Below are 25,540 nucleotides of genomic sequence, written 5' to 3'. Positions count from 1 at the left end.
GTCTACCTTTTGCGCCGTGCAGAATCGTTGCAAATAAAGGGCTCACGGCTTTTGTATTCAATTCCCGCCGGCTCCACTGATATGGAAAGAGGCAGGGCGTCGCCAGACGTTCTGCCTCTTTCCATATTCCCTAACGGGAATTGAACCCCTTGGGGACGCGCGGCATGGAGCGGCTCCCGTTTTCGCCACGGACCACTCCCCTCCCCCGGCGTGTCGTGTCCGAAACGGCGAGCAATCATCGGGAACGCAACGCTGGAGCGGTATGGTTGGACGCATATGCATCGCACGGCGAAAGAAGGTCAATGATGACGGTTGCTGCATGCGGGTCGGTCTCCGCGCTCACATTGGGATTGCCGAAGACCACGGCGGTTCCCGCACGGAAGGGAATCCTGCCCAAGCAGATGTTCTATGCCAGGGTTCCGATTTCCTCGCGTCTGAAGAGGCATTTCACCGATCAGGTGGATTCCATCGCCATGCTCGGTCTTGTCCGGCCGGCGAACACCGGCGTCGCCGACGGCTCGCACTGCCATGAGATTCTCGTCCTCGGGGTGCGCATCAACGGGGCCGAGGTTCCCGAGGATGTGCTGGCGTTCATCGCCTCACGCCGAAGCGGCGGCATCGTGTTCGTCGTGGTCCGTGACTCCGACGGCGATGGGAAGGCCCACGCGGAGGAATGCATCCTGGCCGTATGTCGAAAAGCGCCCGGCAGAGTAGGCCATGTCGCCGAGACGAAGCTGTACATGGGTGAATGGGGCCCGGCGGGTGACGTTCGTCTGACGATGCATGGCCCGACGTTGGACGAGGCATGGGATTCGTTCTGCGCACAGGCCGTCCTCGGCGTCGAGGACGGAGCGGACCTCGACGCCCGCATCCTTCGCCGGGACCGAATCGTCACGCTGCGCACCCAGGTCGCCAAGCTGGAGCGCGACCATGCCCGCGCCAAGGCCCCTGCCCAACGCAACGAGATCTACGCGAAGCTGCATAAGGCACGCAGGCAGCTGGATGAGCTGCAGGCCTGACGTCCGACGCATCGCAGCCCGGAACGGGCGGGATATGCCGAACACATGGGCCTTGGACTGTAGACTGAACCGTATGCGTATCGTTGTGCAGAAGGTTTCACAGGCCTCGGTGTCCGTCGTTCCCGAATCGGAGGGCGACGAACCGTTCGAGCCCCGGTCCATCGCCCGGGGATATATGCTGCTGGTGGGCGTCGCCGACGCGGACGGCCCGGAGCAGGTGTCATGGCTGGCTCGGAAGATCGCGCATCTGCGGGTGTTCGAGGACGAGAACGGCAGGATGAACCGTTCGCTGCTTGACGTCGGCGGCGAGGTGCTGTCGATATCCCAGTTCACCCTGTTCGCCGACGTGCGCAAGGGCAACCGTCCCGGATTCACCGGTGCCGGCCGGCCCGACCACGCCGAACGCGTCTGGCACGAGTTCAACAAGGAGCTGGCATCCTACGGCGTCACCGTACGCGAGGGACGTTTCGGAGCGCATATGCAGGTGTCTCTGACCAACGATGGTCCGGTGACCATCTCATATGATACGGATATTCTTATGAAATAAGCCTTTTACCGCACAAAGGGCCGTTCGCATTCCCATGTCGGGAGCACGAACGGCCCTTTGCCTTTTATACGGCTTTGCACGCCGAACCGCCTATTTGATGGTGGCCTTGTCAGGCGCGGCCACGTTGATGGTCTTCGCGCCGTCGAGCTGCTTCGGATTCTCCAGCAGCTTGTCGACAACGGCCTTCTTCAGGGCGATGTCCGACGAATTGCCCCAGATGATGGTGTAGCCGTCGCTGAGCCTGGTCGTGACGGAGTCCTGGGTCTTCGCCTCGACCTTGACGATCTTGCGTCGCATCGATTCGTCAAGCGTTCCCAGAATCTTCAACGCCTGCTGCACGGCCTTGTTGTCAAGGCTTTTCTCGGCGTTCTTCACGTTGATGACGGGGATGCCCTTCACCGAGGCATTGACGGCGTTGAGCACACGCCCCTCCCTGTCGACCGCGGTCAGGGAGCCGCCGTCGGATTTCAGCACGGCTGCGGGGACCTCCGCCTTGACGGTGACGCTCAGACCATGGGGATACCGTTTGGTCGCATCGGCGGATGTGACCCCCGGGAGGTCGCCGATGTCGTTTTCTATCGTCGAGGTGTCGACGAGTATCAGGGATTTGCCGGCCTGCCTATGGGCGATGTCAAAGACCTGGTTTTCGGAGACCCACGTATTGGTCCCGGAAACGGTGATCTGGCTGGCCTGCAGCCGCAGCAGCGGGGAGAACAGCAACGCCCATGTCAGCAGCGAGACGAGAACGACGATGAGCAGGGCGATGGCGACGCGGATGATGTTCCGTCGCCGGTATGCCTGGCGACGTTCCGCAAGACGCTCGGGAAAGTTCACCACCTTGGGACGGGCGAACAGTCCGGGCCCGCCGAAATCGGGACTGTCAAGACGCTCCGAAACCGATTTGCGGCTTTCCATCCGGCGCGCGTCAACGAAATCCTCGGACTCCGGCAAATCGTTCTTCGTCCGGCGGGTCGACCCCGCCGGCGACTGGGATGATGCCGACCTGACGGTACGGCGGGACGACTTGCCGGCCACGCCTTCGGCGACCCGGCCGTGACGGACCCCACGGCCCGTCTCGCCACGAAGCGTCCTTCCGCGGGATTCGGTCCCGCCGTCATCGGATTGTCCCGAATGCGACGAGACGACTCGTCCGGCCATGAATCACGCTCCTCCGTGCTGTCGGGTCACTGCTGGTCCTCCGTACGCGTCTTGAGCACGCACAGCATGACGTCGGCCATGTCGGTGATGTCGCCGGCACCGACGGTGAACATGACGTCGCCGGGCCTGCATCGCATCGCCAGCATCTTGGCGGCCTGGCACATGTCGGGCACCGATTCGATCCAACCGCCCGACGGCTCATGGGCGACACCGGCCGCCGCCTTGACGACCGTTTTGGAACTGATGTCGGGATAGTCGGACTGCCGTTCGCGCGCCGGGAAGATGCAGGTGACGATGACATCGTCGGCCTTGGACAGCGCCTCGGCGAAATCATGGGCGAAGAACTTGGTGCGGGAGAACAGATGCGGCTGGAACAGCACGCGAATCGTGGACTCGGGGAAGCGGCGGCGGGCCGCATCGAGCATGGCGGCGATCTCGGTGGGATGATGGGCGTAGTCGTCGACCACGGTCACGCCGGCGGCCTCGCCTCGGATTTCGAAGCGACGGGCGGCGCCACGGAACGCACCGGCGGACTTCGCCGCATCGGCGGGGTCCATGCCCAGCAGCGTTGCGGCGATGATGGCGGCCGTGGCGTTGCGCGCGTTATGAATGCCGGGGATGCGCAGATGCACCGGTATGTCGCCTGCGGCGTGCAGGGATGCGGGCATGTGCAGGGTGAACGACTCCACCGCCTCCGGGGATGCGGAGCCGTCGTCCGCGGCGGCCTCGGCCTCATGGTCGATATGCACGAACATGGCCCCGTTGACGTCGCCGACCTCGTCGAGGGGACGCGTCGAATAGGCGACGGCACGGGATGCGGCGTCGGCGTCCATGGAACGCAGCACGGACAGCGCCCCTTCGTCGTCGGCGCACAGCACCACATGTCCCGTGGCGTGGTGGGCGTGGTCGACGAACGCCTGGCGGTAGGCCTCGGCCGTGCCGTAATGGTCGAGATGCTCGGCCTCGACGTTGGTGATGACGGCGATCTCCGGATGGTATTTGGCGAAGCTGCCGTCGGATTCGTCGGCTTCGGCGACCAGTACCGTTCCCTTGCCGGCGTGACCGCCGTCGACGGGGCCGTTCGGTCCTTGGATCGAACCGCCGATGGCGTAGCTGGGGTCGGCGAGGTCGCCCTTGCCTCCGTGGACAAGGATGTGCGCGATCATGGCGCTGGTCGTGGTCTTTCCGTGCGCACCCGCGACGGTGACCGCACGGGCCGACGTCATCAGCAGTGCGAGTACGTCGCTGCGGTGCATGAGCCTGGCGCCGGACTTGACCGCGGCGACGATCTCGGGGTTGTCGGGCTTGATGGCGCTGGACCACACCACCGTGTCGACGCCTTCGACGTTCTGGGCCTGCTGGCCGACGAAGACGGTGATTCCCAGGGACTGCAGGCGCTTGGCCTTCGGACCGAGCTCCCTGTCCGAGCCCTGGACCTCGACGCCGCGTTCATGCAGGATCTCCGCCAACACGCTCATGCCCGCGCCGCCGATGCCGATGAAATGGGTCCGGCCCAGCGTCCGGACCGTCAGGGTTTCGGCGTCCGCGGGACGGCTGGTGGGCTCCAGCACGATGGACTTGCTGCAAGCGCAATCTGACACGACAATATCTCCTTTTGGAAAACGAACTCATTCCATTATCGACGCGGTCGGGATATTCACGGCCGGCGTTCAGCGCCGTGCAAGAGCGAGCACCCGCTTCGCCATGGTATCGGCCGCGTCTCGGATGCCATAGCCCCATGCGGCGTGGGCGATGGACGCGAGACGGTCCTTGTCTCCGAGCAGTCCGGGCACATGGGACACCACCCATTCGCTGGTGAAGTCGTCGTCCTTCACCAGGAAGCCGCCCCCGGCCTCGACGACCGGTTCCGCATTGTACTTCTGCTCGCCGTTGCCGATCGGCAGAGGCACATAGACGGCGGGCAGTCCGAGCGCGGCGATCTCCGCGACGGTGCCGGCGCCGGAACGGCACATGACCAGATCGGCGCAGGCGAAGGCCCGGTCGATACGCTCCAGGTATTCTGCGGCATGGTAGTCGCCGTCACCGAGGCTGTCGGGGCCGACGCCGGAAATCACCTGCTCCCCCGCCGAAGCGGAGACGAGCTGACGCACCTGGCCGAGCTTGCCCTTGCCGGTGAGATGGATGACCTGCGCCACGTCGAGCAATTCGCGCGCGGCATTGGAGACTGCCACGTTCAGGCTCTGCGCGCCGAGCGAGCCGCCGGTGATCAGCACGATGGGCCGATCGGGATCGACCCCCAGAGCCTCGGCCCCTTCGCGGCGGGCGGCGGCGCGGTCCTGCTCCATCTTGGCCGCGACTTCGGCGATGGCGGGACGCAGCGGCAATCCGACGCGTTCGATGGTCGCGTGGGGACCGGCCGTCAGCCCCGTATCCTCGTATACGGTGCCGATGAAATCGGCCCAACGGGAGCCGAGTTTGTTGGCCATGCCGGCGCGGGCGTTCTGTTCATGGATGACCACGGGTATGCCCATGGCATGCGCGGCATAGTACGCCGGGGCCGAGGCGTATCCGCCGACGCCCACCAGCACATCGGCATGGCGCTCCCGCAGGATTCGCTTCACCTTACTGGTCTCGCTCACCCAGCGGAAGGGGAATTGGAACGCGTCGGCATTGATGCTGCGGGGGAAGGGAACCTTCTCGATGGTGTCCATCTCAAACCCCGCTGCGGGGACGAGTCGCTGCTCGAGGCCGACCTTCGTGCCGATGACGCTGATCGAGGCGCTGGGATCGAGTTCTCGGATGCTTGACGCGATGCTCAGCAACGGATTGACATGACCTGCGGTGCCGCCACCGGCGAGCACGATGCTTACTCCTTCAGACATGCTTATGAGCATACCGCCCCATCCGCCCGAACAGGCCGGTCGGGGCCGTTCAGGTGTTTCGCGTCCCCGTCATACGCGGGACACCGCCGATCCGATTTCGCTCTGAGCCCGTGCCATGCGCACCGCCGTGCCCGACGCCGCAAGGCACATGACCAGCGCCGTTCCTCCCGCGGAGACGAACGGCATGGGCAGGCCCATGACCGGCAGGATGCCGACGACCACGGAGATGTTGACCAACGCCTGACCGGTGAGCCACACGGCGATGCACATGAGCACCATGCGCGCGTAGGCGTCCTGATGGCGTATGGCGATGTTGATGAGACACCATCCGAGCACGACGAAGCCGAGCACCACGGCGCAGGTGCCGAGGAAGCCGAGTTCCTCGCCGATGATCGCAAGGATGAAGTCGTTGTGGGCGGCCGGCAGGTAGTTCCATTTCTCGCGTGAATTGCCGAGGCCGACGCCGGCAAAACCGCCTGATGCCAACGCGTAGGTGCCGTGGATGGACTGATAGCACACGGATTGCGCATCCTCCGCGGAGCAGGTGCCGTACGTGGCCAGGATGCGGCTCATGCGGTTGGAGCTGCCGGTGACGAACAGCAGGAGGATTCCGGCGAAGCCGAGGCCGCCGAGGCCGAAGAACCACCGCAGGGGGAATCCTCCGCACAACAGCGCCACGGCGCCTATGACCACGACGATCATGGCGGTTCCCAGATCCTTGCCCACCATGACGGCACCGAAGGCGGCGACGAAGCCGCCGATCGGCGCCGCATAGGCGCGCCAGCCGGGGAGCCGGAACGAACGCGACGCCAGCAGGGCCGATGGCATCCATACGCATACGCTCCACTTGAGAATCTCCGCCGGCTGGAAACGAATCGGACCGATGACGATCCAACCGACATTGCCGCCGGCTGCGGAACCGATGCCCGGCACAAGCGTCAGCAGCTGGAGGAATATGGCGATGAGCAGCATGATCGGCGACAGCGTGCGGTAGAACTTCACCGGCAGCGTCGTCAGCACGAATCCGACGAACAGGCCAAGGCCCGAATACAGAAGCTGCGAAAGAATGGTGCTCCACGGCGAATCCCCGTTGGCGACCGCGTCCACCGTGGAACTGGAGAACACCATCATCATGCCGAACAACGTCAATGCAGCCACGGAGATGATGAAGCCGTAATAGCACCATACGGGGTTGAGCAGGCAACGGATGCCGGAATAGTCCACCGGACGGCGGCTCGGACGGCCGCCGCTGGCGACCGGCGAGCCGTTCGTCACCAAGGCGACGGCCTTGTCCAGCCCCTTGAGCTGGACGTCGTCGCCTGGACGCTCGGCGCCACGCACGGCGAGCTGCTTCGAGGAGACCGACGACTTGACGCCCGACGACGAGGAACCCACCGAACGGCGGCCGGTCTTGCGTCGCTTATTCGGCATGGACCGTCACCCAGTGGCGGGCCGCCTTTGCGAAGCGATCGCCACGGTCGGCGTATGAACGGAACTGGTCCATGGAGGCGCAGGCCGGTGCCATGAGCACCACATTGCCCGGTTCCGCCACGGCTCCCGCGGCCTCCACGGCACGGTCCATCACGGTATCGTTCGGTTCCGGATCGATGAACGTGAGCGGGATGTCGGGCGCCTTGGCCGCGAATGCCGCCTTCATCGGCTCCTGGTCGACGCCGATGATGACGGCGGCCCGGATGGTCTTCGCCTGGTCTGCGACCAGGTCCTCGAAACGAGAGCCCTTGGCGAGGCCACCGGCGATCCAGACGACGGACTTGGGTCCGAAGCTCGACAGGGAGGCCCTGGCGGCGTGTGCATTGGTGGCCTTCGAATCGTCGACGAAGCGGATGACGCCGTTCCCGGACGGGGCCTCGGCGACCTTGGCGATGCGATGGCCGCCGGGCTTGAACGCCTGCAGCGCGGCTACGGCCACGCTGGCCGGAATGCCCTTGCCCAGCACCAGGGCAAGGGCGCACAGCGCGTCGGCCAGCAGGTGGGGGTATACCGTGCCATCGGGCTCGGTCAGATGGGCGAAGTCACGGATCTTGGCCACGCGTTCGGGCGCGTCCTCGCTGCGCAGTCCGGAACGGTCCACGATCCAGCCGTCCTCCACGCCGATCTGCCCGGCATGGGGCTTGTGCAGGGTGAATCCGACACGGCGGCATCCTTCGGCGGGACTGGCGGCCATGGCGAGTTCGCTCACGCGCTCGTCATCGGCGTTGTAGACCAGCGCGCGCTTCACGTCGCGGTAGACCTTGGCCTTGTCGGCGGCATAGTTCTCGAATCCTCCATGCCAGTCGAGGTGATCGTCGGCAAGGTTGGTGATCGCGGCGCAGTCCAGTTCCAGCGAATCGGTGTAGTGCATCTGGAAGGAGCTCAGTTCCACGGCCAGGGCGTCGTTGCAGGGGTCGACGGCGGCGGACGATACCGGAGTGCCGATGTTGCCCACGGCCGGCGCGTGCAATCCTGCGGCGCGCAGCATCTCCGAGGTCATCTCCGTCGTGGACGTCTTGCCGTTGGTGCCGGTGATGCCGATCCACGAAGCCGGCTTGCCGGTGTGGCTCGAATCGACGCGCAGGCGCCATGCGAGCTCGACCTCGCTCATGACGTCGAGGCCGCGGCGGGCCGCCTCCTGAAGGAACGGCGTGGAGGGAGCGAACACCGGTGACGTCATGATGGCGTCGAGTCGGTCGAACTCGATCTCGTTCTCGGCATGGTAGTCGGCTTCGGGCTTGCGCTCATCGAACGTCAGCACCGTGGCCCCGTGGTCGCGCAGCACCGTGCACGCGCTCCTTCCGGAGACCCCCAGTCCGGCCACCAGCACCGTTGCACCGGAAAAATCCTCAACTTTGGTCATACGACCTGCCTCCTTAGCATCGCCGCGTGGCACCGCGCCTCAGGCACGCCCCCATGCGGCACATCCGAACGTCAGAACTGGCCCGATCCCACCAGCCAGTTGGAGTAGAACGCCACCAGCCCGACGAGCACGAACAGCATCTCAATCATCCAGAAGCGTACTACGACAGTGTTCTCCTGCCAGCCGCACAGTTCGAAATGATGATGGATCGGCGCCATCTTGAAGACGCGCTTGTGCGTCATCTTGAAGTATCCGACCTGAATCACGTCGGAGCAGGTCTCCATGACGAACAGACCGCCGAGGATGACGGCAAGCACTTCGGTGTGGGTGGTGATGGACAGCGCCGCGAACAGACCGCCCAACGCCAGTGAGCCGGTGTCTCCCATGAAGATCTTGGCGGGATTGGTGTTGTACCAGAGGAACCCGAAGCAGGCGGCGACGGCGCAGGCGGCGATGATGGCCAGATCCTGCGGATCGGAGACCGAGTAGGCGAAGCCGGAGCCGGAGCCGCCCTTGAGGTGGTAGCTCTCCCAGTATGCGATGAGCGAGTATCCGACGAACGCGACCATGGAGCTGCCGGATGCCAGGCCGTCAAGGCCATCGGTGAGGTTGAACGCATTGGTCCATGCGGTCATGAGGAAGTTCACCCAGATGACGAAGATGACGATGGCGACGATGCGTCCGGCGAAATCGAACGACACGAACGGATGCTCGACGAATGCGATGCCCGCCTGCGCGCTGGGGAATCCGCTCTTCGTGGGCACGATCAGCGTAAGCACGGCGAACAGCGTGGCGAAGACGAACTGGCCGAAGAACTTGCCGCCGACCGAGAGGCCTTCGTTCTGCTTCTTGCGCACCTTGGCGAAGTCGTCGATGAAGCCCAGGGCGCCCATCGACAGCATGGCGAACAGCACGAGGATCGCCGTCCACGAGGGGGTGTCGTGATAGGCGAGGTACCGGTACAGCGCCGAGCACGCCCAGCCGAGCACGATGGCAAGGTTGATCACGACGCCGCCGAGCGTCGGGGTGCCGCGCTTGACCAGATGGGACTGGGGGCCGTCCTGCCGGATGTACTGGCCGTAATGCAGCTTATGGACGATATGAATCAGCAGCGGCGTGCCGATGAGGGTCACTATCAGCGACACACCGAGACCGATGAGCAGCGAAATCACAGCGTTTCTCCATTCTGGATCGACTTGCCTTCCGAAAGACCGGCCAGGTCGGGGACCGAATCGTTGCGCTCCCACCGGGCGGCGAGGCCGCTCAGACCCGATGCGTGCGAACCCTTCAGCAATACCACGGCATGCGGATGGCGCAGGGCCAGACGCAGCACGGCCCTGTCGGCGGCGTCCACGTCATGCACCAGTTCGGGCACGGGACCGTTGCCTTCACCGCCGGCGCGCACGCCTTCGACGAGGTCCGCGGCCAGGGAGTCGAGAGTGGAATCGTGGTCGCTGCCGACGGCGATCACCGCGTCGAGGCCGAGCCCGGCCGCGTATTCGCCGATGCCGCGGTGCAACGCCGCCTCGTCGCCTCCGAGCTCGAGCATCGAGCCGAGCACCGCGATCCTGAACGGCGCGGAACCGCCCTCCGCGACCTTCCATCCGGCGAGGCCGTCGAGACCGGCCTTCATGGAATCGGGGTTGGCGTTGAAGGAATCGTCGATGACGGTGAAGGACGCGCCTGCACGCTCCAACGTGGAGACGGCCATGCGGTGCGGGCTGATGCGCTTCTGCTCGCCGAGCACACGCACGATGTCCTCCGCGGGGACGTCCAGATACCATGCGGCGGCGGATGCGGCCAGCGCGTTCATGACATTGTGGCGTCCGGGGATGCCGAGACGGACATGCAGCGGATCGGCCACGTCCGGCAGCTTCATGTCGAAGCTCGCGCGGTCATGGTCGTCGGCACTCACGTTCCAGGCGCGAATCTGCGCGTCGGAGCCCTGGCCGAACCAGTACACCAGACCGGGGGCCAGGTTCGCCATGGGCACCACGTGGTTGTCGTCGACGTTCAGGATGGCAACGCCGTCCTCGTCGAGGGCGCGGACGATCTCGCTCTTCGCCTTCTGGATGTTCTCCACGGAACCGAATTCGCCGAGGTGGGCGACACCGACCTTGAGCACGATGGAGATGTCGGGGCGGGCGATCGACGTCAGGTAGGCGATCTCGCCGATGTGGCTGGCGCCCATCTCGGAGACCAGATAGCGGGTCTGTGAATCCACTTCCAGCGCCGTCAGAGGCATGCCGATGTCGTTGTTGAACGATCCGATGGGGGCGATGGTCCTGGCCTGGCTCGACAGCAACGCCTTGAGCAGGTCCTTGGTCGTGGTCTTGCCGACCGATCCGGTGATGCCGATCACGGTGAACGGTTCGGATTCGACCCGGCGACGACGGATGTTCTCCTTGGCCAGCAGACCGAGTGCGGCGACCGTGTCCCCGACCACGATCTGGTCGATGTCCACGCCGTCGACGACATGGTCCACCAGCGCGGCGACGGCACCGGCCTCGAGGGCCTTGCCGAGGAAATCGTGACCGTCGACGCGTTCTCCCGCGATGGCCACGAACAGCGAGCCGGCCTCGACCTTTCGCGAATCGGTGACCACCGACGAGATGGCCTCGGAGCCATCCCCCGCGGAGCCGCCGTGCAGCTCGCCGTCAACGGCCTGCGCCGCTTCCTTCACTGTTATGAGCATCATACGTAATCAACCTCTTCCGTCTTCTCGTGGCATTCGTGAGTTCCATTCGGCAGTCGCCGGCAACGTCTCCGTCAGCCCATTTCCTTGGTCACCCGCAGGGCGCTGCGAATGTTGCCCTTGCGCACCCCGGCCTTCATCACCATCGCGATGGCGAGGGACAGCCGGCGGTTCGAAGCATCGTCGTTCGCGCCGTCATAATGGGCCGCCATATCGTCGGTTTCGGCGGTGCGGTGGGCCACATGGGTGCGTTCGCGCAGTACGGCGCCATACCGTTCCATGGTCTCCTTGAGCGAGGGGCGGGCGGCCGCCGCGTCGTCGGGCTCGCTCAGGGCGCAGACATCGACGACGACGGACGAAAGCGCGCCGGGCAGCAGGGTCTGGTCATCGGCGCCGATGACGACCGCGGATGCGCCGTCCTCCACGAACACCGACAGCATGCGCTGGATGTCCAGGGCGTTGAGCGGGTATTCCTCGACCAGATGTCGTTCGAGGGACACGGAATGCCGGAATCCGATCTGTCCGACGGGGTTGCCCAGCACATGCAGCAGCCCGGCGATGTTCGACGCCTGCTTCGACGCCTGCTCGCCCGCCACCAGGAACACGGCGATGGCGTTGGAGGGATGCCCGGCGATGTCGGCGGCCATCTGCCCGTGCTCGGCATCGGTCAGGTCGCCATAGAGAATCGGGATGTTGCCTGCGAATCCCTGTCCTTGCGCGGATGATGGCAGGAGCACCGCATACGCTCCGCGACGTTCCGCCTGCAGCACCACGTCGGCGTTCAGTCCCATGACCGGGGCTATGTACAGCGCGCCGGGGCTCACGGAATCCATGTCGTTGGCCAGCGAGGTCACCGTGACCTTGCCGCAGGACCTGTTGTCGGTCATCAGGCCGTACCGTTCACGGAGGTCGGCGATGGTGAGATGCTCCGTGCTCGCTTCGCTTAATGCGCTCATGCCTCACCTCTTGCTGCGTTGATCATGTTGTCTCGCATGGTCCCTTTCACCATTCTGTAGGAATAGCATTTTTCCTTGCGGACGAGGCAGGCACCTCGTACTTCTGCATAAGGAATTCACCAATGGTCGCGACGACCGGGCCGGCGGTGATACCGCCGTAGATGCCGTCCGGGTTCATCAGCACGACGGTGACCACATACCGGGGGTTGTCGGCGGGAATCGCGGCGATGAAATCGCCGATGTGGTTGTTGAGCGCGCCGCTGGAATCGGCCACCTGAGCGGTGCCCGACTTGCCGGCGATGCGGTAGCCCTTGATGCTGGCGACGTTCTTGTACTGGGAGGCCATCGACTCCATCATGTCCATGAGCTCGCCCGCCACGGATTCGTCGATGACCCGCACCGGCTGGTTCGCCGAGGGCGTGGTGTCGTTGCCGTCCGCATCGGTGGACGACTCGATGATCGACTGGCCGCAGCGCACGCCCTTGTTGGCGATGGTGGCGACGACGTTGGTCATCTGCAGTGCGGAGGCGGAATAGCCCTGGCCGAACAGCACCGTGTTGCGCGTGCGCAGGTCCCATGACTGGTAGGGCGCCAGCTGCCCTCGCGATTCGCCGGGGAAGTTCAGTCCCGTGCTCTGGCCGATGCCGAACTTGGTGATGTAGTCGTAGCGCTGCTTGAGCGTGTAGTTCTTCGAGGCCATGACCGTGCCGACGTTCGACGACTCCTTGAGTATTCCGGCGAGCGTGAGGTTCTGCAGGCCGTGCTCGTGCGAGTCGTGGTAGGTCTGGCCGTTGACCTCGGTCTGGTACGGCACCTGGAATTTGTCGGTCGGCTTGTGCAGCCCCTCCTGCAGTAGTCCGGCGGCGGTGATGAGCTTGCCCGTCGAGCCCGGCTCGAACACCGTGGTGACGGCCTTGGACGCGTTCATCTTGGCCCCGTCGCTGCCGGCGGCGTAGGTGTCGGTGTCGGCGATGGCGCGGATCTTGCCGCTCTTGACCTCCTCGACCACGGCGATGCCCCAGTCGGCGCCCGTCTTCTTCTTGGCGTCCTGCAGGGCCTTCTTCACATACCATTGGGTGTCCCAGTCGATGGTGAGCTTCACCTTGCCGCCGTCCACCGGCTGCTCCGATTCGGTCCTGGTGCCGGGGATCTCCTGGCCGTTGGCGCCACGCTGGTACCGGACGGAGCCGTCCTTGCCGACCAGCGACGCGTTGGTCATCTTCTCGATTCCCGCGACTCCGGCGCCCGAATCGTCGACGCCGCCGAGCACGCCGCCGAGCAGGCCGTCCTTGTCGGAATATTCGCGCTTGCTGGTGAGCTCGTAGTTGATGACCCCGGAGAGGTGCAGCTTGTCGATGGACCTCTTGACCGCCGGCACCACGTTCTTCTTGAGGACCACGTACCGGCTTTCACCCACGAGCTTGCCTCCAAGCTCCATGGTGTTCATGCCCAGCACCGGCGCCAACAGCTTGGCCACGGCGGCGGCGCCTTCGGCGTTGACGTTCTTGCCGTCGATGGAGTGGCAGACGCTCTGGTTGTCGCCCTTGCAGTCGACGGGCTTGAAGTCAGCGACGGCCTTCTGGTCGGCGTAGACCGTATAGCGTTCCACGCTCTGCGCCAGCACCACGCCGTTGGTGTCGACGATGGTGCCGCGCTGCGACTGCAGCGGCTTGGTGACCGTGCGGCTGGCGGTGGCCGCCTGCGCCATCGATTCGGCGGAGAACAGCTGGATGTACGACAGCCTTGCGATGCATGCCGATGCGAGCAGGGCAAGCACGATGCCGATGACCAGTGCGCGGCGTCGGAAGATGTCTCCCTGACTGCGTTGTGCCTTACGGTTCACTTGCTTCCCTTCGCGTTGCTCGTTCCCGACTGGTATCCCTGCAGGTCGATGGTCAGGGCGTCCGAGCCGGGGACCATGCCCAGTTTCTGGGCTTTCTGCGGCAGGGACGCCTCAAGCGCGTCGAGCTTCGTCTGACGTTCCTGCACGTCCTGCGTGAGCCGTCCGATGGACTGCTGCGTATCGGTGATCGCGAACGAGTCCTCCACCATCTGTGTGCGCAGCACCAGCGAGCCGATCAGACTGGCGGCGAGGAATACGATGGCACAGACGAAATGGAAGATGCGCAGGCGCTTCGGCCTCGCATTGCCCATCACCATCTTCAATCGTCCTCGCAATGTCTCCGGATCGCCCTGCTCGGAGGAGGACACCCGCAAATGGGGACGCGATTGCGTCTGCGAGCGCATGCCGCGGGGTGCGGATTCGATGCGCTTGCGTGCGGTTCGTGATGAGCTCATCGGCGTCCCCTTCGTGTGGAGGTCCTTGTCGTCCTGGTGGTCTTCGTCGTCCTGGTCGCCGCGTACCCGGCATGCTGGCCTTCGGCGAACCGCCTGGCCCAACGGTCGGGTATGGGTCGGGTCAGCTCCACGGCCCGCAGCCTCACCGAGGCCGATCGGGGGTTCGAGGCGATCTCATCGGCGTCGGCCTTGATGGCGCCGCGGGTGAGGTCGCGGAAGAACGGGCGGGCGTCGTCGGGGATGACGGGCATGCCGGCCGGAACATCGACCTTCAGCCCGTTCGCCATGAACCGCTTGACGGTCTTGTCCTCGAGCGAATGGTACGACTCGACGACCAGACGACCGCCTTCGGCGAGATGCAACGCGGCCTGCGGCAGGGTGGACGCCAGTTTGTCCAGTTCGCCGTTGACTTCGATGCGCAGTGCCTGGAACACGCGTTTCGCGGGGTTGCCGGCAGGTCTGTGGGCCTTGGGCACGACCCTGTCGACGAGGGCGTTGAGCTGCGCCGAGGTGCGTATGCGTTCGTGGCGCCGATCCTCCACGATGGCCTTTGCGATCGGCCCGGAGAACCGTTCCTCTCCGTATTCCCGGAAGATGCCGCGGAGCCGTTCCACGGGGTATTCGTTCAGCACGCTTTCCGCGGTGAGCGGCTGGGAGGGGTCCATGCGCATGTCCAGCGGGGCGTCATGGGAATAGGAGAAGCCTCGTTCCGTCTCGTCGATCTGCAGACTGGAGAGCCCCAGATCCATGAACACCGCGTTCACCCGATCGATGCCGCGGTCGGCAAGCACGTCGGCGAGGGAATCGAAGGCGGAGTGCACGGGGATGAAGCGATCGGCCAGACCGTTGTCTTCCATACGCCGAGTGGCCAGGGCAAGGGCCTCCTCGTCGCGGTCTATGCCGATGAGCCGGGCGTCGGGAGCGGCTTTGAGGAACGCCGTGGCGTGGCCCGCAAGGCCGAGCGTGCAGTCCACGATGACGGAGCCGGGCCGCAGGGCCGCCTCCGAGACGAGACGAACGCAGTCCTCGAGCAGGACCGGCTGATGAATGGCTGTGATATCCATGTCTTTCCTAGAACTCCACCGTCGGTAATACGTCATCGGCGATATCGGCATATCCCTGTTCCTGCGCGGCCAGATAGGCCTCCCAGGATTCGCGGTTCCATATCTCGGCCCTGGTGCCGACGCCGATGACGACGACATCATTGCCCAGTCCCGCGTAGTTTCGCAGCATGGGAGGGACCACCACCCTGCCCTGCTTGTCGGGAGCCTGGTCGACCGCCCCGGAAAGGAAGACGCGCAGATAGTCCCGCGCGGCCTTGTTCCCCAGGGATGTGCGCTGAATCTGGGCGGCGACGCGTCGGAATTCGCTGTGGGGCAGCAGATACACGCATCGCTCCTGTCCTCGGGCCATGACCAGTCCGGAACCCAGCTGGCCGCGTAGCTTGGCGGGAAGGGCCAGCCTTCCCTTGGCGTCGATCTTCGGGGTGTAGGTTCCCAAAAGCAGCGGCGGCAGATCCATCGAGGGCTCAGCGGCGGCGTCGGATGGCATAACGGAGTCATCGGCCATCGCGTTCACCTCCTTGCCCCACAATGCTGAACCGCGACCAACAGTTCACCACTCTACCCCACCAATCACCATTCTTCACCACCAAATGGTGTTTTTCACCCACATCTCATCACATTCGCCTCGCCGGGCGCCACATCCTCGGCAGCAGAGGGCGGCCGGCCACGACCACGGGCCTTTTAGAGGGCTGGGCGTATAGTGGATTGCCGAACTTTTTACGCCCCATCTCTCAAGGAGCGACCCGAATGTCGAATTATTCCTCGCAGTTGCGTGACGAACAGCATGCCGTCGACCGTGCCTATGGCAGGCTCGACGAGCTGCGCACCCAAGCGTGGAAAAGACTGGAACGCGTAAGGGCGGCGGGCTCCCACGGATCGCCGACCCAGCGCACGGAGCGCGATTCGTTCGCCACCATGTACGAGGACCGTCTCACCCAGCTGAGGGCCGTCGAGGACCGTCTGGTGTTCGGGCGTCTGGACGATACCGAGGGAACCCGGCGCTACATCGGCCGCATCGGGCTTTCCAGCGCCGAGCACGAACCGATTCTGACCGACTGGAGGGCCGACGCGGCCCGACCGTTCTATGAGGCCACGCCGGCTCACCGCAGCGGCATCGTGATGAGAAGGCACATCACGCTCCGGTTCCGCGAGGTCGTGGGCATCGAGGACGAGGTGCTCGACGTCCATGCATCCCAGGTGGGCGAGGCCTCGGCATCGGGCACGCTTACCGGCGAGGGCGCGCTGCTCGCCTCGCTGAGCACCCGACGCACGGGCAAGATGACCGATATCGTCGCCACCATTCAGGCCGAGCAGGACCGCATCATCCGCGCACCGCTGAACAGGGCCGTCGTGGTGCAGGGCGGACCGGGAACGGGCAAGACCGCAGTGGCGCTGCACCGTGCCGCATACCTGCTGTACACGCATCGCAAAATGCTGCAGCGCTCCGGGGTGCTGGTCGTGGGCCCGAGCCCGTCGTTCCTGCATTACATCGATCAGGTGCTCCCCTCGCTGGGCGAGACCGGCGTGGTCTCGCGCACCATGGCGAACCTCATCCCCGGCGTGAACGCCGACGCCGTGGATTCGCCGCGTGCCGCGGCCCTCAAGGGAGACAAGCGCATGGCCACCGTCATCGCCAATGCCGTCGCGGCGCGCGAGCGTGTGCCGCAGTCGCTGCCGTCGGTGAAAATCAACGGTTTCGTGGTACCCATGCTGGCCAGCGACATCACCACCGCGATCAACGACGCGAAACGCTCTCGCCAGCCCCATAACAAGGCCCGCGAGGCCTTCGTCGATTCGATGCTGCATTTCATGGTCATGCGCTACACCGAGCAGCTGGACTATGATCCCGAACGCTCCGAGCTCGCCCAAGTGCGCTCCACGCTGCGCATGAGCGACGACGTGCGCAGGACCCTTAATCTCGCCTGGCTGCCCATGACGGCGCAGTGGCTCATCGACGACCTGTGGGCCAAGCCGCACAAGCTGCGCAGGTATGCCCCCTGGCTCCGCGACGACGACATCGCCGAGCTGACCCGCGAAAAGGGTTCGCCGCTTACCGTTTCGGACATCCCGCTGCTTGACGAGGCCATGGAGCTGCTTGGTCCCGACCCCCGTGAGGCCGAGGCCCACGACCGCAAGGCCGCCCAGCGTCGCCAGGACGAGGAGTTCGCCAAGGAGACGCTGGCGCAGGCGGGCATCGGTTCGGGCATCGTCTCCTCGAGCATGCTGCTCGATCAGATCAACGGACTCGACGAGGACACCACCGCGCAGCGAGCGGCCAGCGAACGGGAATGGACCTTCGGCCACATCGTCATCGACGAGGCGCAGGAGCTCACCGCCATGGACTGGCGGGCGCTGATTCGCCGCTGCCCCTCCCGGTCCTTCACCATCGTCGGCGACATCGCACAGACGTCGGCCCTGGCCGGGTCGCGGTCCTGGCAAAAGACGCTCGACCCGTTGTTCGGCCCGGAGGGCTGGGACCTCAACGAGCTGACGATCGACTACCGCAATCCGCAGGAGGTCTCCGACCTCGCCTCGCGCTTCGCCCAGGGCGAGGGGCTGTATATCTCCACGGTGAAGGCGGTCCGTCACATTCCCGATTCCGTTGAGAACATCACGCTGCCCGATCTCGGGCAGGTGCTGCAGACCGCCGGCGAGTATGCCGCCGATCTGGCCACGAGATTCGTCTCCGAGGATGGAACCGGCCGAATCGCCGTCATCGCCGACCATGAGCTGTTGCCCCGACTCGCCGACGCCGTATGGCGCGGCGTCGCGCAGCGTCTCGGCGATCGCCGGGCCGAATCCCTGCGCGCCCAGGCGACGTGGGAGAGCCAGGTGAGCCTATGCACCCCGCAGGACGTCAAGGGCCTCGAGTTCGATGCGGTCGTCGTGGTCGAGCCCGGCCTCATCGAGGACAACGCGCCGTCTCGTCTGGTGGCGGCGTCGGACCTCTACGTGGCCATGACCCGTCCCACCCAGAAGCTCGTTCTGGTGAGGACCCAGGATGACTTAGACCACCTTGCGATATAGAGTAGGGCACATGCCTAAAGCATTACTACTGGAAAACATCCATCCCTTCGCGTCGGAGAACCTGCGTCAGCATGGCTTCGAGGTCGTCACGACCAAGGGCGCGATGGATGAGGACGAGCTTATCGACGCACTGGAGGGAGTCGACCTTCTGGGCGTTCGTTCGAAGACCAACGTCACCGCGAAGGTGATGGAGGCGCGGCCGAACCTCACCGCCGTGGGCTGCTTCTCGATCGGCACCAACCAGGTTGACCTCGAGTACGCAGGGGCGCATGGCATCGCCGTGTTCAACGCACCTTACTCCAACACCCGTTCCGTGGTCGAACTGGTCATCTCCGACATCATCGCCCTGATGCGTCGGCTTCCGGCCCATTCGCACCATGTGCGCTCCGGCGTGTGGGACAAGTCCGCCAGTGGATCGCATGAGGTGCGAGGCAAGACGCTCGGCATCATCGGCTACGGCAACATCGGCTCCCAGGTCTCGGTGCTCGCCGAAGCGCTGGGCATGCATGTGATCTTCTACGACATCGAGGAGAAGCTCGCCTTGGGCAATGCCGAACGCGCCAGCAGCCTCGAGGATCTGCTGGAGAAGTCCGACGCCGTCACGCTGCATGTCGACGGCCGCAAGTCGAACACGAACTTCTTCGGCGAGGCCCAGTTCGCAAGCATGAAGCAGGGATCGGTCTTCATCAACCTTTCCCGCGGCTTCGTGGCCGACCTCGACGCCCTGAAGGAGCATCTGGACTCCGGCCATATCGCCGGCGCCGCCGTGGATGTGTATCCGGTGGAGCCGAAGAAGTCCGGCGATGCCTTCCACACGCCGCTGAGCGAGGAGGACAACGTGATCCTCACCCCGCATATCGGCGGTTCCACGTTGGAGGCGCAGGAGGCCATCGGCCATTTCGTCTCGCACAAGCTGCTCGACTACTGGCAGAACGGCGTCACCTCGCTGTCGGTGAACCTGCCCACGCTGAATATGAACGCGCGTCGCGGGGCCGCCCGCATCGCGCATCTGCACGCCAACCTCCCCGGCGTGCTGGCCAGCGTGAATCACGTTCTCGGCTCCGAAAACATCAACATCGCCGCACAGGCCCTGGCCACCGAAGATGAGCTCGGTTATGTGGTGACCGATGTGGCCACGATGCCCAGCCAGGCGGCCTTGGATGCATTGCGCTCGTTGCAGGGCACCATCCGCGTCCGCGTCATGAAGGACTGATTCCATATCGTCCTGCGCATCGGCGTGAACCGATGTAAAACGATATGGCGATGGCGGTCACCAGGTACTCCGGTGACCGCCATCGCCATATTATTTACTTGCCGCTCAGCGTTGTTCACCGCATCAGGCGGCAACGCATTACGCCTCTTATCAAGAAACTAATCCGCGTCCTGGGCGCGCAAATCGCGGATGGCGCGTTCGAAATCGTCAAGACTGTTGAATTCCTGATAGACGCTGGCGAAACGCATGTAGGCGACCTCGTCGAGGTTGCGCAGAGGCTTGAGGATGGCAAGCCCCACTTCCTCGGACTTGACCTGTGCAAGGCCCCTCGACCGCAGATCCTCCTCGACTTTCTGCCCCAACTGCTTGAGATCCTCCTCGCGAATCGGGCGCCCCTGACACGCCTTGCGTACGCCGGAAATCACCTTGTCGCGGCTGAACGGCTCCACGTTCCCGGACCGTTTCACCACCATCAATGTGGCGGTTTCGACGGTGGTGAAACGCTTCTGGCATTTCGGGCATTCACGTCGACGACGAATGGCGTAGCCGTCCTCCCCCACGCGGGTGTCGACGACCTTGGTATCAGGATTCTGACAGAAAGGACAATGCATATGCATAAGAGTAAACGCTGGTATTCCCATCCGCGTGTCTCCCGAGTCCGATTCCACGCCATCCCGTCATTCACCGACGGACAACGTCGTCATGCATCACCATGCCGGGCAGGCACCACGATGCGCTGACCGACCTGCAGGGACGGGGAATCCAGCTGGTTGAGCCGCATCAGCTCATCCACCGTATCGTTCACGTTCCCGCCGTGCGGGGTGACTCCCTGCGCATATGACCACAGTGTGTCGCCCGGCCCCACCGTATAGCATGTGACCTCCATGGGCCCCGTGGCGGAATCAGCCTCCAGGGCGGGGGCCGCCACCGAATACGCGACACAGGACATGGCCACGGCCAACATGGCGATGACGATGCGGTCGCGCCATGCGTTCCACCGTGCATCAGCGTTCCACCGTGCACCAGCGTGCACGCCAGGCATCGCTTCACGGGATTCCCCATTCTCCATGCCCGTGGAATGCCCCATCTTGGAATCCGCACGCATCCGAACCACGACGTCCCGCATGTCAACCACCCTTCTCGAACAGATGTTCTATCGAACAGCTGTTCTAATTATGGCACAGATGTTCGAACGTCGCAACCACCCTCGAACATCTGTTTGATTTCGTGGGCAATTGCAGGTACTGTTGACGTATATATGAAAGGAGCCCCCGTGAGTACCATCCCCTTTGCCTCATACGGCCATACGCCGAAAGGCCCCGCCGAGGATGCGCTCACCGAGCGCCAGCGTAGAATCCTCGATGCCATCCAGTCGCATATTCGCCAGCGTGGCTTCCCCCCGTCATTCCGTGAAATCGGAGAGGCGGTCGGGCTGAAAAGCCCGTCCTCCGTCAAGCATCAGCTCCGCGCGCTCGAAGACAAAGGCTTCATCCGAATCAGCGCCAACAAGGGGCGGGCCATCGAACTCATTCGGGAATACCCCGATGACGGAGAACAGTCACCCGCATCGGGCCCCGCGCATCTGCTGACCTTCCCGGTGCAGGCCGAACCATCGGATGCAGCCAGCGAATCCATCGCCGAATCACGGGACGTTCCGCTCGTCGGACGCATCGCCGCAGGCACGCCCATCACGGCCGAACAGCATATCGATGATGTCATGCGCCTGCCCGAACGACTTACCGGCTCCGGCAACCTCTTCATGCTTGAGGTTCATGGCGATTCCATGATCGACGCCGCGATCTGCGATGGCGATTTCGTCGTGGTACGCGAACAGCATGAGGCCGAGAACGGCGACATCGTCGCGGCGCTGCTTGACGGCGAAGCCACGGTGAAGACCTTCCGCAAGGAGAATAACCACATCTGGCTCATTCCCCACAATCCCGCCTACTCCCCCATCGATGGCAGCAATGCCAGCGTAATGGGCAAAGTGGTCACCGTCCTGCGCAAAATCTGAAGTCGGCGATGTGGGAGCGTCTGCCGCGTTGCGGGGAATCCGATGTTTTTACACGCCTTCAGAACAAAAAAGAATTCCACGCACATGGCCGCAAACTGCAGAAAGTGAAGGCGTACGAAGGTACGTCGAGTTTCCCCATAACGGCAGCAATGCCTTCACAATAAATAAAAAGGGACCGATGCGTGTGTCATCAAGGCGCGGGAAGTGAAGGCGTACAAGGGCATGCCGACTCGCCGCGATACGGCAGACACGCACGGAATCCCATAAAGGTAAAAACAAAATCCCACGTGTGCGTCATCAAGGCGTGGGAAACGAAGGCGTACGAAGGTACGTCGAGTTTCCCATAACGCAGATGACGCTCCGTGGGATTTTGTTTTTATTAGAAGCCGAACTGGGCGGCGGTCTCCTTCAGCGTCTCGGCCGAACGCTTGAGGGCGGCGAGCTCGCCGTCGGAAAGCGGGGTGTTGATGCGGGTGTTGACGCCCTGACGGTTGAGCACGGAGGGGACGGACATGCACACGTCGGAGATGCCGTGGAAGTCGTCAAGGAGCGAGGAGACGGGGAGGATGCGGTTGGAGTCCTTGAGGATGGACTCGATGATGTCGACGCCGGACATGGCGATGGCGTAGTTGGTCGCGCCCTTGCCTTCGATGATACGGTAGGCGGCGTTCTTGACCTCCTGGTGAATCTCCTCACGCTTGGCGGCATCGAGCGGCTCGTGGCCGGGCAGTTCCTTCCAGTCGCACATGGGGACGCCGCCGATGGTGGCGGAGGACCACAGCGGGACTTCGGAATCGCCGTGCTCGCCGGCGATGTAGGCGTGGACGTTCTTGACGTTGACGCCGGTCTGCTGGGCGATGAGGAAGCGCAGTCGGGCGGAGTCGAGGTTGGTGCCGGAGCCGAAGATCTGGTTGGCGGGCAGGCCGGAGATCTTCATGGAGACGTGGGTGACGATGTCGACGGGGTTGGTGACGAGCATGTAGATGGCGTTGGGGGCCACGTTGACGACACCGGGGATGATCGACTTCATGATGTTGATGGTGGCGCCGGCGAGGTCCAGTCGGGACTGGCCGGGCTTCTGACGGGCGCCGGCGGTGATGACGACGACGTCGGCATCACGGCAGATCTCGACGTCGTCGGAGCCGCTGATCGAAACCGTGGGATAGAAGCTGGAACCGTGCTGCATATCCAGCACCTCGGCCTCGACGCGCTTGGCGGCGATGTCCTCAAGGACGATTTCGCGGGCGATACCGCGCTGTGCGGCGGCGAAGGCCATGGTCGAGCCGACCGCGCCTGCACCGATGATCGCAAGCTTTGTGGGACGAATCGGTGAATTTGCCATAAAGGCACCTCTCTTTGAAATTGCTTTCAACCGTGACAAATCATGCCAACTTCGGGAAACACTATATCTACACCTTCTGACTATTGACAGGGACGGCTCGGACGTTCATCCCGATATATGAACCGGCATGTGAACGCTCACAGAACTCGCGGCAACGACATGACGGACCTCCCGCGGTGAAATCCCCGACAGCGGAACGGCGGGAGATCACGCCGCGTCGTCGATGGAGCGGTCGACGATACGGGCGGCGAGATGACGGTCGACGTCGGCCTCGATGTATACGCCCTCGGGCCGGTAGTCGACGACGGAGACGACGCCGTTCTCACGGACGGACGACAGCAGCGATCCCGCATCATAGGGCAGCAGCGCGGTCACATGCACGTCGGGGACGGGAAGCAGCGCCTCGACGGCGGCCAACAGATCGTCAATGCCCTCACCGGTCGCGGCGGAGACGATGAAGGCGTCCGGAGCGAGCTCGCGCAGCCTCGCGCGGGTGGCCCCGTCGATCATGTCGGCCTTGTTGAAGGCCAGCAGACGCGGAATGCCCTCCACGCCGGCGATGTCGGCGAGCACGTCGTTGACGGCGTCGATCTGCGAGAACGGGTCTGGATGGGACCCGTCGACGACGTGAAGGATGACGTCGGATTCGCCGACCTCCTCCAACGTGGACTTGAACGCCTCGACCAGCTGCGTGGGCAACCGTCGCACGAAACCGACGGTATCGACATACGTATAGATGCGGCCATTGGCCGACCTGGCCCGCCTTACTGCGGTGTCGAGCGTGGCGAACAGGGCGTTCTCGACCAGTTCCGCCGATCCGGTCAGACGGTTGGTCAGCGAGGACTTGCCGGCGTTCGTGTATCCGACGACGGCTACGGACGGCAACGCATTGCGTCGGCGGGAGCCGCGCTTGACCTCGCGGGCCGGAGCCATCTGGCGGATCTGGCGACGCAGACGCGCCATGCGCGTGCGGATCACGCGACGGTCCATCTCGATCTGCGTCTCGCCCGGTCCTCGCGAACCGATGCCGCCGGCCTGACCCGCCGCCTGACCGCCGGCCTGACGGGAGAGCGAGCCGCCCCAGCCACGCAGTCGCGGCAGCATGTATTCCAGCTGGGCGAGCTCGACCTGCGCCTTGCCTTCCCTGCTGGTGGCATGCTGGGCAAAGATGTCGAGAATGACGGCGGTGCGATCGACGACCTTCACCTTGGCGACGTCCTCGAGCCCTCGTCGCTGCGACGGGGGGAGGTCCGCGTCCACGACGATGGTATCGGCGCCGAGCTCGTCGACGATGCGCGCGATCTCCTTGGCCTTGCCCGAACCCACATAGGTGGCGGAATCCGGTCGAATGCGATGCTGCAGCAGACCGTCCATGACTTCGGCGCCGGCGGTCTGCGCCAACGCGGCGAGCTCACGCAGCGACTCCTCGGCCTTGGCCTGCGTGGTCTCCTGGCTCGACCATACGCCGACGAGCACCACGCGTTCGAGCCTGACCTTGCGGTATTCGACCTCGGTGACATCCTGCAGCTCGCCGAGTCCGGCGATATGCTTCAGCTGGTTGCGCGATTCACGCTCGGCCCACTCCTCGCCGTCGCCGCCGACCGGCACGGCACCGGTATGGTCCTGCAATACCTCGGAATGCTCCGCAAGCACCTCCGACGACTCGTCGTCACGGTCCCCGAAGGGCTCGAATTGCTGTTGCTGCATGCTGGTCTTTGCCACTGGCACCTCTCGAACGCTGTTCTATTCTGCCTTCTTATTATCATCGTGTGAGAAGACATGGCCGTTACGCCCACGGCACAGGGACAAGACAGCGACGGATCCGGACGGATCCCAAGGAGATGCGATGACGACGACACCCAACGAACAGTATTTTTCGGCCTCCCCCTCCTCCGACGACGTGCGCCGGACGCTTCATGTGAAGCTGCGGGGCCGCGAGCTGGACGTGCAGACGTCGAACGGGGTGTTCTCGTCGGGCAGGCTCGACCTCGGCACATCGGTGCTGCTGCGCCACGCGCCCATGCCGCCGGCCAAGGGCGTGCTGCTGGACATCGGCTGCGGATGGGGACCCATTACGCTGGCGCTCGCGATGGAGTCGCCCGAGGCCGAGGTCTGGGGCATCGATGTCAACGAACGCGCGGTGATGCTCGCCGCCGAGAACGCCGCGGCGAACGGATGCGGCAACGTGCACGCCGTGCTGGGCGATCAGCTGCCCGAGGACCTTGCCTTCGACACGATCTGGTCGAATCCGCCCATCCGCATCGGCAAGCAGACGCTTCATGAACTGCTGATGACGTATCTGCCCCGGCTCAGGCAGGGCGGTGAGGCATATCTCGTGGTGCAGCGCAACCTCGGCGCGGACTCGCTGATCCCCTGGCTGGCGAATGAGCTCGGCGATGGTTTCACCGTGGGCAAATACGCCTCCTCCAAGGGGTACCGTGTGATTGAAATCGTGCGCCGGTGAGTTCTCGCTTCGGTGTAGACGAACGGACAGAGGAACAGACGAGGAA

At 64.3% G+C, this 25,540-nt stretch carries 22 protein-coding genes; 6 read left to right on the top strand and 16 right to left on the bottom strand.

Annotated features, from left to right (window positions below; genetic code table 11):
- Positions 1–302: 302 nt before the first annotated feature.
- Positions 303–1,019, top strand: coding sequence for a DUF4391 domain-containing protein (locus GFD18_RS06945; protein WP_163199640.1), 717 nt, complete (start codon positions 303–305; stop codon positions 1,017–1,019).
- A 73-nt stretch (positions 1,020–1,092) separates the two neighbouring features.
- Positions 1,093–1,566 carry a D-aminoacyl-tRNA deacylase gene (dtd, locus tag GFD18_RS06940; RefSeq protein ID WP_163199639.1) on the top strand — a complete coding sequence of 158 codons (474 nt, stop codon included), beginning with the start codon at positions 1,093–1,095 and terminating at the stop codon, positions 1,564–1,566.
- A gap of 90 nt (positions 1,567–1,656) precedes the next feature.
- On the opposite strand, the gene GFD18_RS06935 is transcribed toward dtd, so the two are convergent.
- The 12 genes from GFD18_RS06935 to mraZ all read right to left on the bottom strand — a co-directional run bounded on the left by GFD18_RS06935 (position 1,657) and on the right by mraZ (position 15,939).
- The gene (locus tag GFD18_RS06935; RefSeq protein ID WP_163199638.1) at positions 1,657–2,724 is read right to left on the bottom strand and encodes a cell division protein FtsQ/DivIB; all 1,068 of its coding nucleotides are present in this window, start codon (positions 2,722–2,724) and stop codon (positions 1,657–1,659) included.
- A gap of 26 nt (positions 2,725–2,750) precedes the next feature.
- On the bottom strand, positions 2,751–4,325 hold the full coding sequence (murC, locus tag GFD18_RS06930; RefSeq protein WP_163199637.1) for a UDP-N-acetylmuramate--L-alanine ligase: 1,575 nt from the start codon (positions 4,323–4,325) through the stop codon (positions 2,751–2,753).
- 69 nt (positions 4,326–4,394) lie between these two features.
- Positions 4,395–5,567, bottom strand: a complete 1,173-nt coding sequence (locus tag GFD18_RS06925) for a UDP-N-acetylglucosamine--N-acetylmuramyl-(pentapeptide) pyrophosphoryl-undecaprenol N-acetylglucosamine transferase (protein WP_163199635.1) — start codon at positions 5,565–5,567, stop codon at positions 4,395–4,397.
- A 69-nt stretch (positions 5,568–5,636) separates the two neighbouring features.
- Positions 5,637–6,845, bottom strand: coding sequence for a peptidoglycan glycosyltransferase FtsW (locus GFD18_RS06920; RefSeq protein WP_404801619.1), 1,209 nt, complete (start codon positions 6,843–6,845; stop codon positions 5,637–5,639).
- A gap of 142 nt (positions 6,846–6,987) precedes the next feature.
- On the bottom strand, positions 6,988–8,421 hold the full coding sequence (murD, locus tag GFD18_RS06915; RefSeq protein WP_163199632.1) for a UDP-N-acetylmuramoyl-L-alanine--D-glutamate ligase: 1,434 nt from the start codon (positions 8,419–8,421) through the stop codon (positions 6,988–6,990).
- 71 nt (positions 8,422–8,492) lie between these two features.
- Positions 8,493–9,593 (bottom strand): phospho-N-acetylmuramoyl-pentapeptide-transferase, encoded by a 1,101-nt coding sequence (gene mraY, locus GFD18_RS06910; protein ID WP_163199631.1) that lies wholly within the window; start codon positions 9,591–9,593, stop codon positions 8,493–8,495.
- Positions 9,590–11,119, bottom strand: a complete 1,530-nt coding sequence (locus GFD18_RS06905; protein ID WP_163199629.1) for a UDP-N-acetylmuramoyl-tripeptide--D-alanyl-D-alanine ligase — start codon at positions 11,117–11,119, stop codon at positions 9,590–9,592. Before GFD18_RS06905 ends, mraY begins: the two co-directional genes overlap by 4 nt.
- Positions 11,120–11,190: 71 nt before the next feature.
- Complete coding sequence (locus GFD18_RS06900) at positions 11,191–12,072, bottom strand: UDP-N-acetylmuramyl peptide synthase (RefSeq protein WP_163199627.1); 882 nt, start codon at positions 12,070–12,072, stop codon at positions 11,191–11,193.
- A gap of 46 nt (positions 12,073–12,118) precedes the next feature.
- Complete coding sequence (locus tag GFD18_RS06895; RefSeq protein WP_318644444.1) at positions 12,119–13,915, bottom strand: peptidoglycan D,D-transpeptidase FtsI family protein; 1,797 nt, start codon at positions 13,913–13,915, stop codon at positions 12,119–12,121.
- Positions 13,912–14,370 carry a hypothetical protein gene (locus tag GFD18_RS06890; RefSeq protein WP_163199625.1) on the bottom strand — a complete coding sequence of 153 codons (459 nt, stop codon included), beginning with the start codon at positions 14,368–14,370 and terminating at the stop codon, positions 13,912–13,914. The genes GFD18_RS06895 and GFD18_RS06890 overlap by 4 nt, the downstream gene beginning before the upstream one ends.
- Positions 14,367–15,434 (bottom strand): 16S rRNA (cytosine(1402)-N(4))-methyltransferase RsmH, encoded by a 1,068-nt coding sequence (gene rsmH / locus GFD18_RS06885; RefSeq protein WP_163199622.1) that lies wholly within the window; start codon positions 15,432–15,434, stop codon positions 14,367–14,369. The genes GFD18_RS06890 and rsmH overlap by 4 nt, the downstream gene beginning before the upstream one ends.
- A 7-nt stretch (positions 15,435–15,441) precedes the next feature.
- Positions 15,442–15,939, bottom strand: a complete 498-nt coding sequence (gene mraZ / locus GFD18_RS06880; protein ID WP_163199621.1) for a division/cell wall cluster transcriptional repressor MraZ — start codon at positions 15,937–15,939, stop codon at positions 15,442–15,444.
- Between the two features lie 242 nt (positions 15,940–16,181).
- Between mraZ and GFD18_RS06875 the strand changes: the two genes are divergently transcribed.
- Both GFD18_RS06875 and serA read left to right on the top strand, forming a co-directional pair.
- The gene (locus GFD18_RS06875; RefSeq protein WP_163199619.1) at positions 16,182–18,461 is read left to right on the top strand and encodes a HelD family protein; all 2,280 of its coding nucleotides are present in this window, start codon (positions 16,182–16,184) and stop codon (positions 18,459–18,461) included.
- Positions 18,462–18,471: 10 nt separating this feature from the next.
- A complete protein-coding gene (gene serA / locus GFD18_RS06870; protein ID WP_163199617.1) occupies positions 18,472–19,674 on the top strand; it encodes a phosphoglycerate dehydrogenase in 1,203 nt (400 codons plus the stop codon).
- 158 nt (positions 19,675–19,832) lie between these two features.
- Here serA and nrdR read toward each other — a convergent pair whose 3' ends face one another.
- On the bottom strand, positions 19,833–20,285 hold the full coding sequence (gene nrdR / locus GFD18_RS06865; protein ID WP_100509785.1) for a transcriptional regulator NrdR: 453 nt from the start codon (positions 20,283–20,285) through the stop codon (positions 19,833–19,835).
- 89 nt (positions 20,286–20,374) lie between these two features.
- The gene (locus tag GFD18_RS06860) at positions 20,375–20,707 is read right to left on the bottom strand and encodes a LysM peptidoglycan-binding domain-containing protein (RefSeq protein ID WP_318644440.1); all 333 of its coding nucleotides are present in this window, start codon (positions 20,705–20,707) and stop codon (positions 20,375–20,377) included.
- Between the two features lie 240 nt (positions 20,708–20,947).
- Here GFD18_RS06860 and lexA point away from each other — a divergent pair, with 240 nt between their 5' ends.
- Complete coding sequence (gene lexA, locus GFD18_RS06855) at positions 20,948–21,688, top strand: transcriptional repressor LexA (RefSeq protein ID WP_318644437.1); 741 nt, start codon at positions 20,948–20,950, stop codon at positions 21,686–21,688.
- Positions 21,689–22,067: 379 nt separating this feature from the next.
- On the opposite strand, the gene GFD18_RS06850 is transcribed toward lexA, so the two are convergent.
- On the bottom strand, positions 22,068–23,030 hold the full coding sequence (locus GFD18_RS06850) for an L-lactate dehydrogenase (RefSeq protein ID WP_163199615.1): 963 nt from the start codon (positions 23,028–23,030) through the stop codon (positions 22,068–22,070).
- Between the two features lie 207 nt (positions 23,031–23,237).
- A complete protein-coding gene (gene hflX / locus GFD18_RS06845; RefSeq protein ID WP_163199613.1) occupies positions 23,238–24,737 on the bottom strand; it encodes a GTPase HflX in 1,500 nt (499 codons plus the stop codon).
- Positions 24,738–24,876: 139 nt separating this feature from the next.
- On the opposite strand from hflX, the gene GFD18_RS06840 reads away from it, so the two are divergent.
- Positions 24,877–25,494 (top strand): class I SAM-dependent methyltransferase, encoded by a 618-nt coding sequence (locus GFD18_RS06840; protein WP_225432949.1) that lies wholly within the window; start codon positions 24,877–24,879, stop codon positions 25,492–25,494.
- Positions 25,495–25,540 lie beyond the last annotated feature (46 nt).

This window comes from Bifidobacterium saimiriisciurei (genome assembly GCF_010667655.1).
Classification (GTDB): Bacteria; Actinomycetota; Actinomycetes; order Actinomycetales; family Bifidobacteriaceae; genus Galliscardovia; species Galliscardovia saimiriisciurei.
Note: the sequence above shows the minus strand (reverse complement) of the source record. Positions and strands in the feature narration are given on the sequence as shown.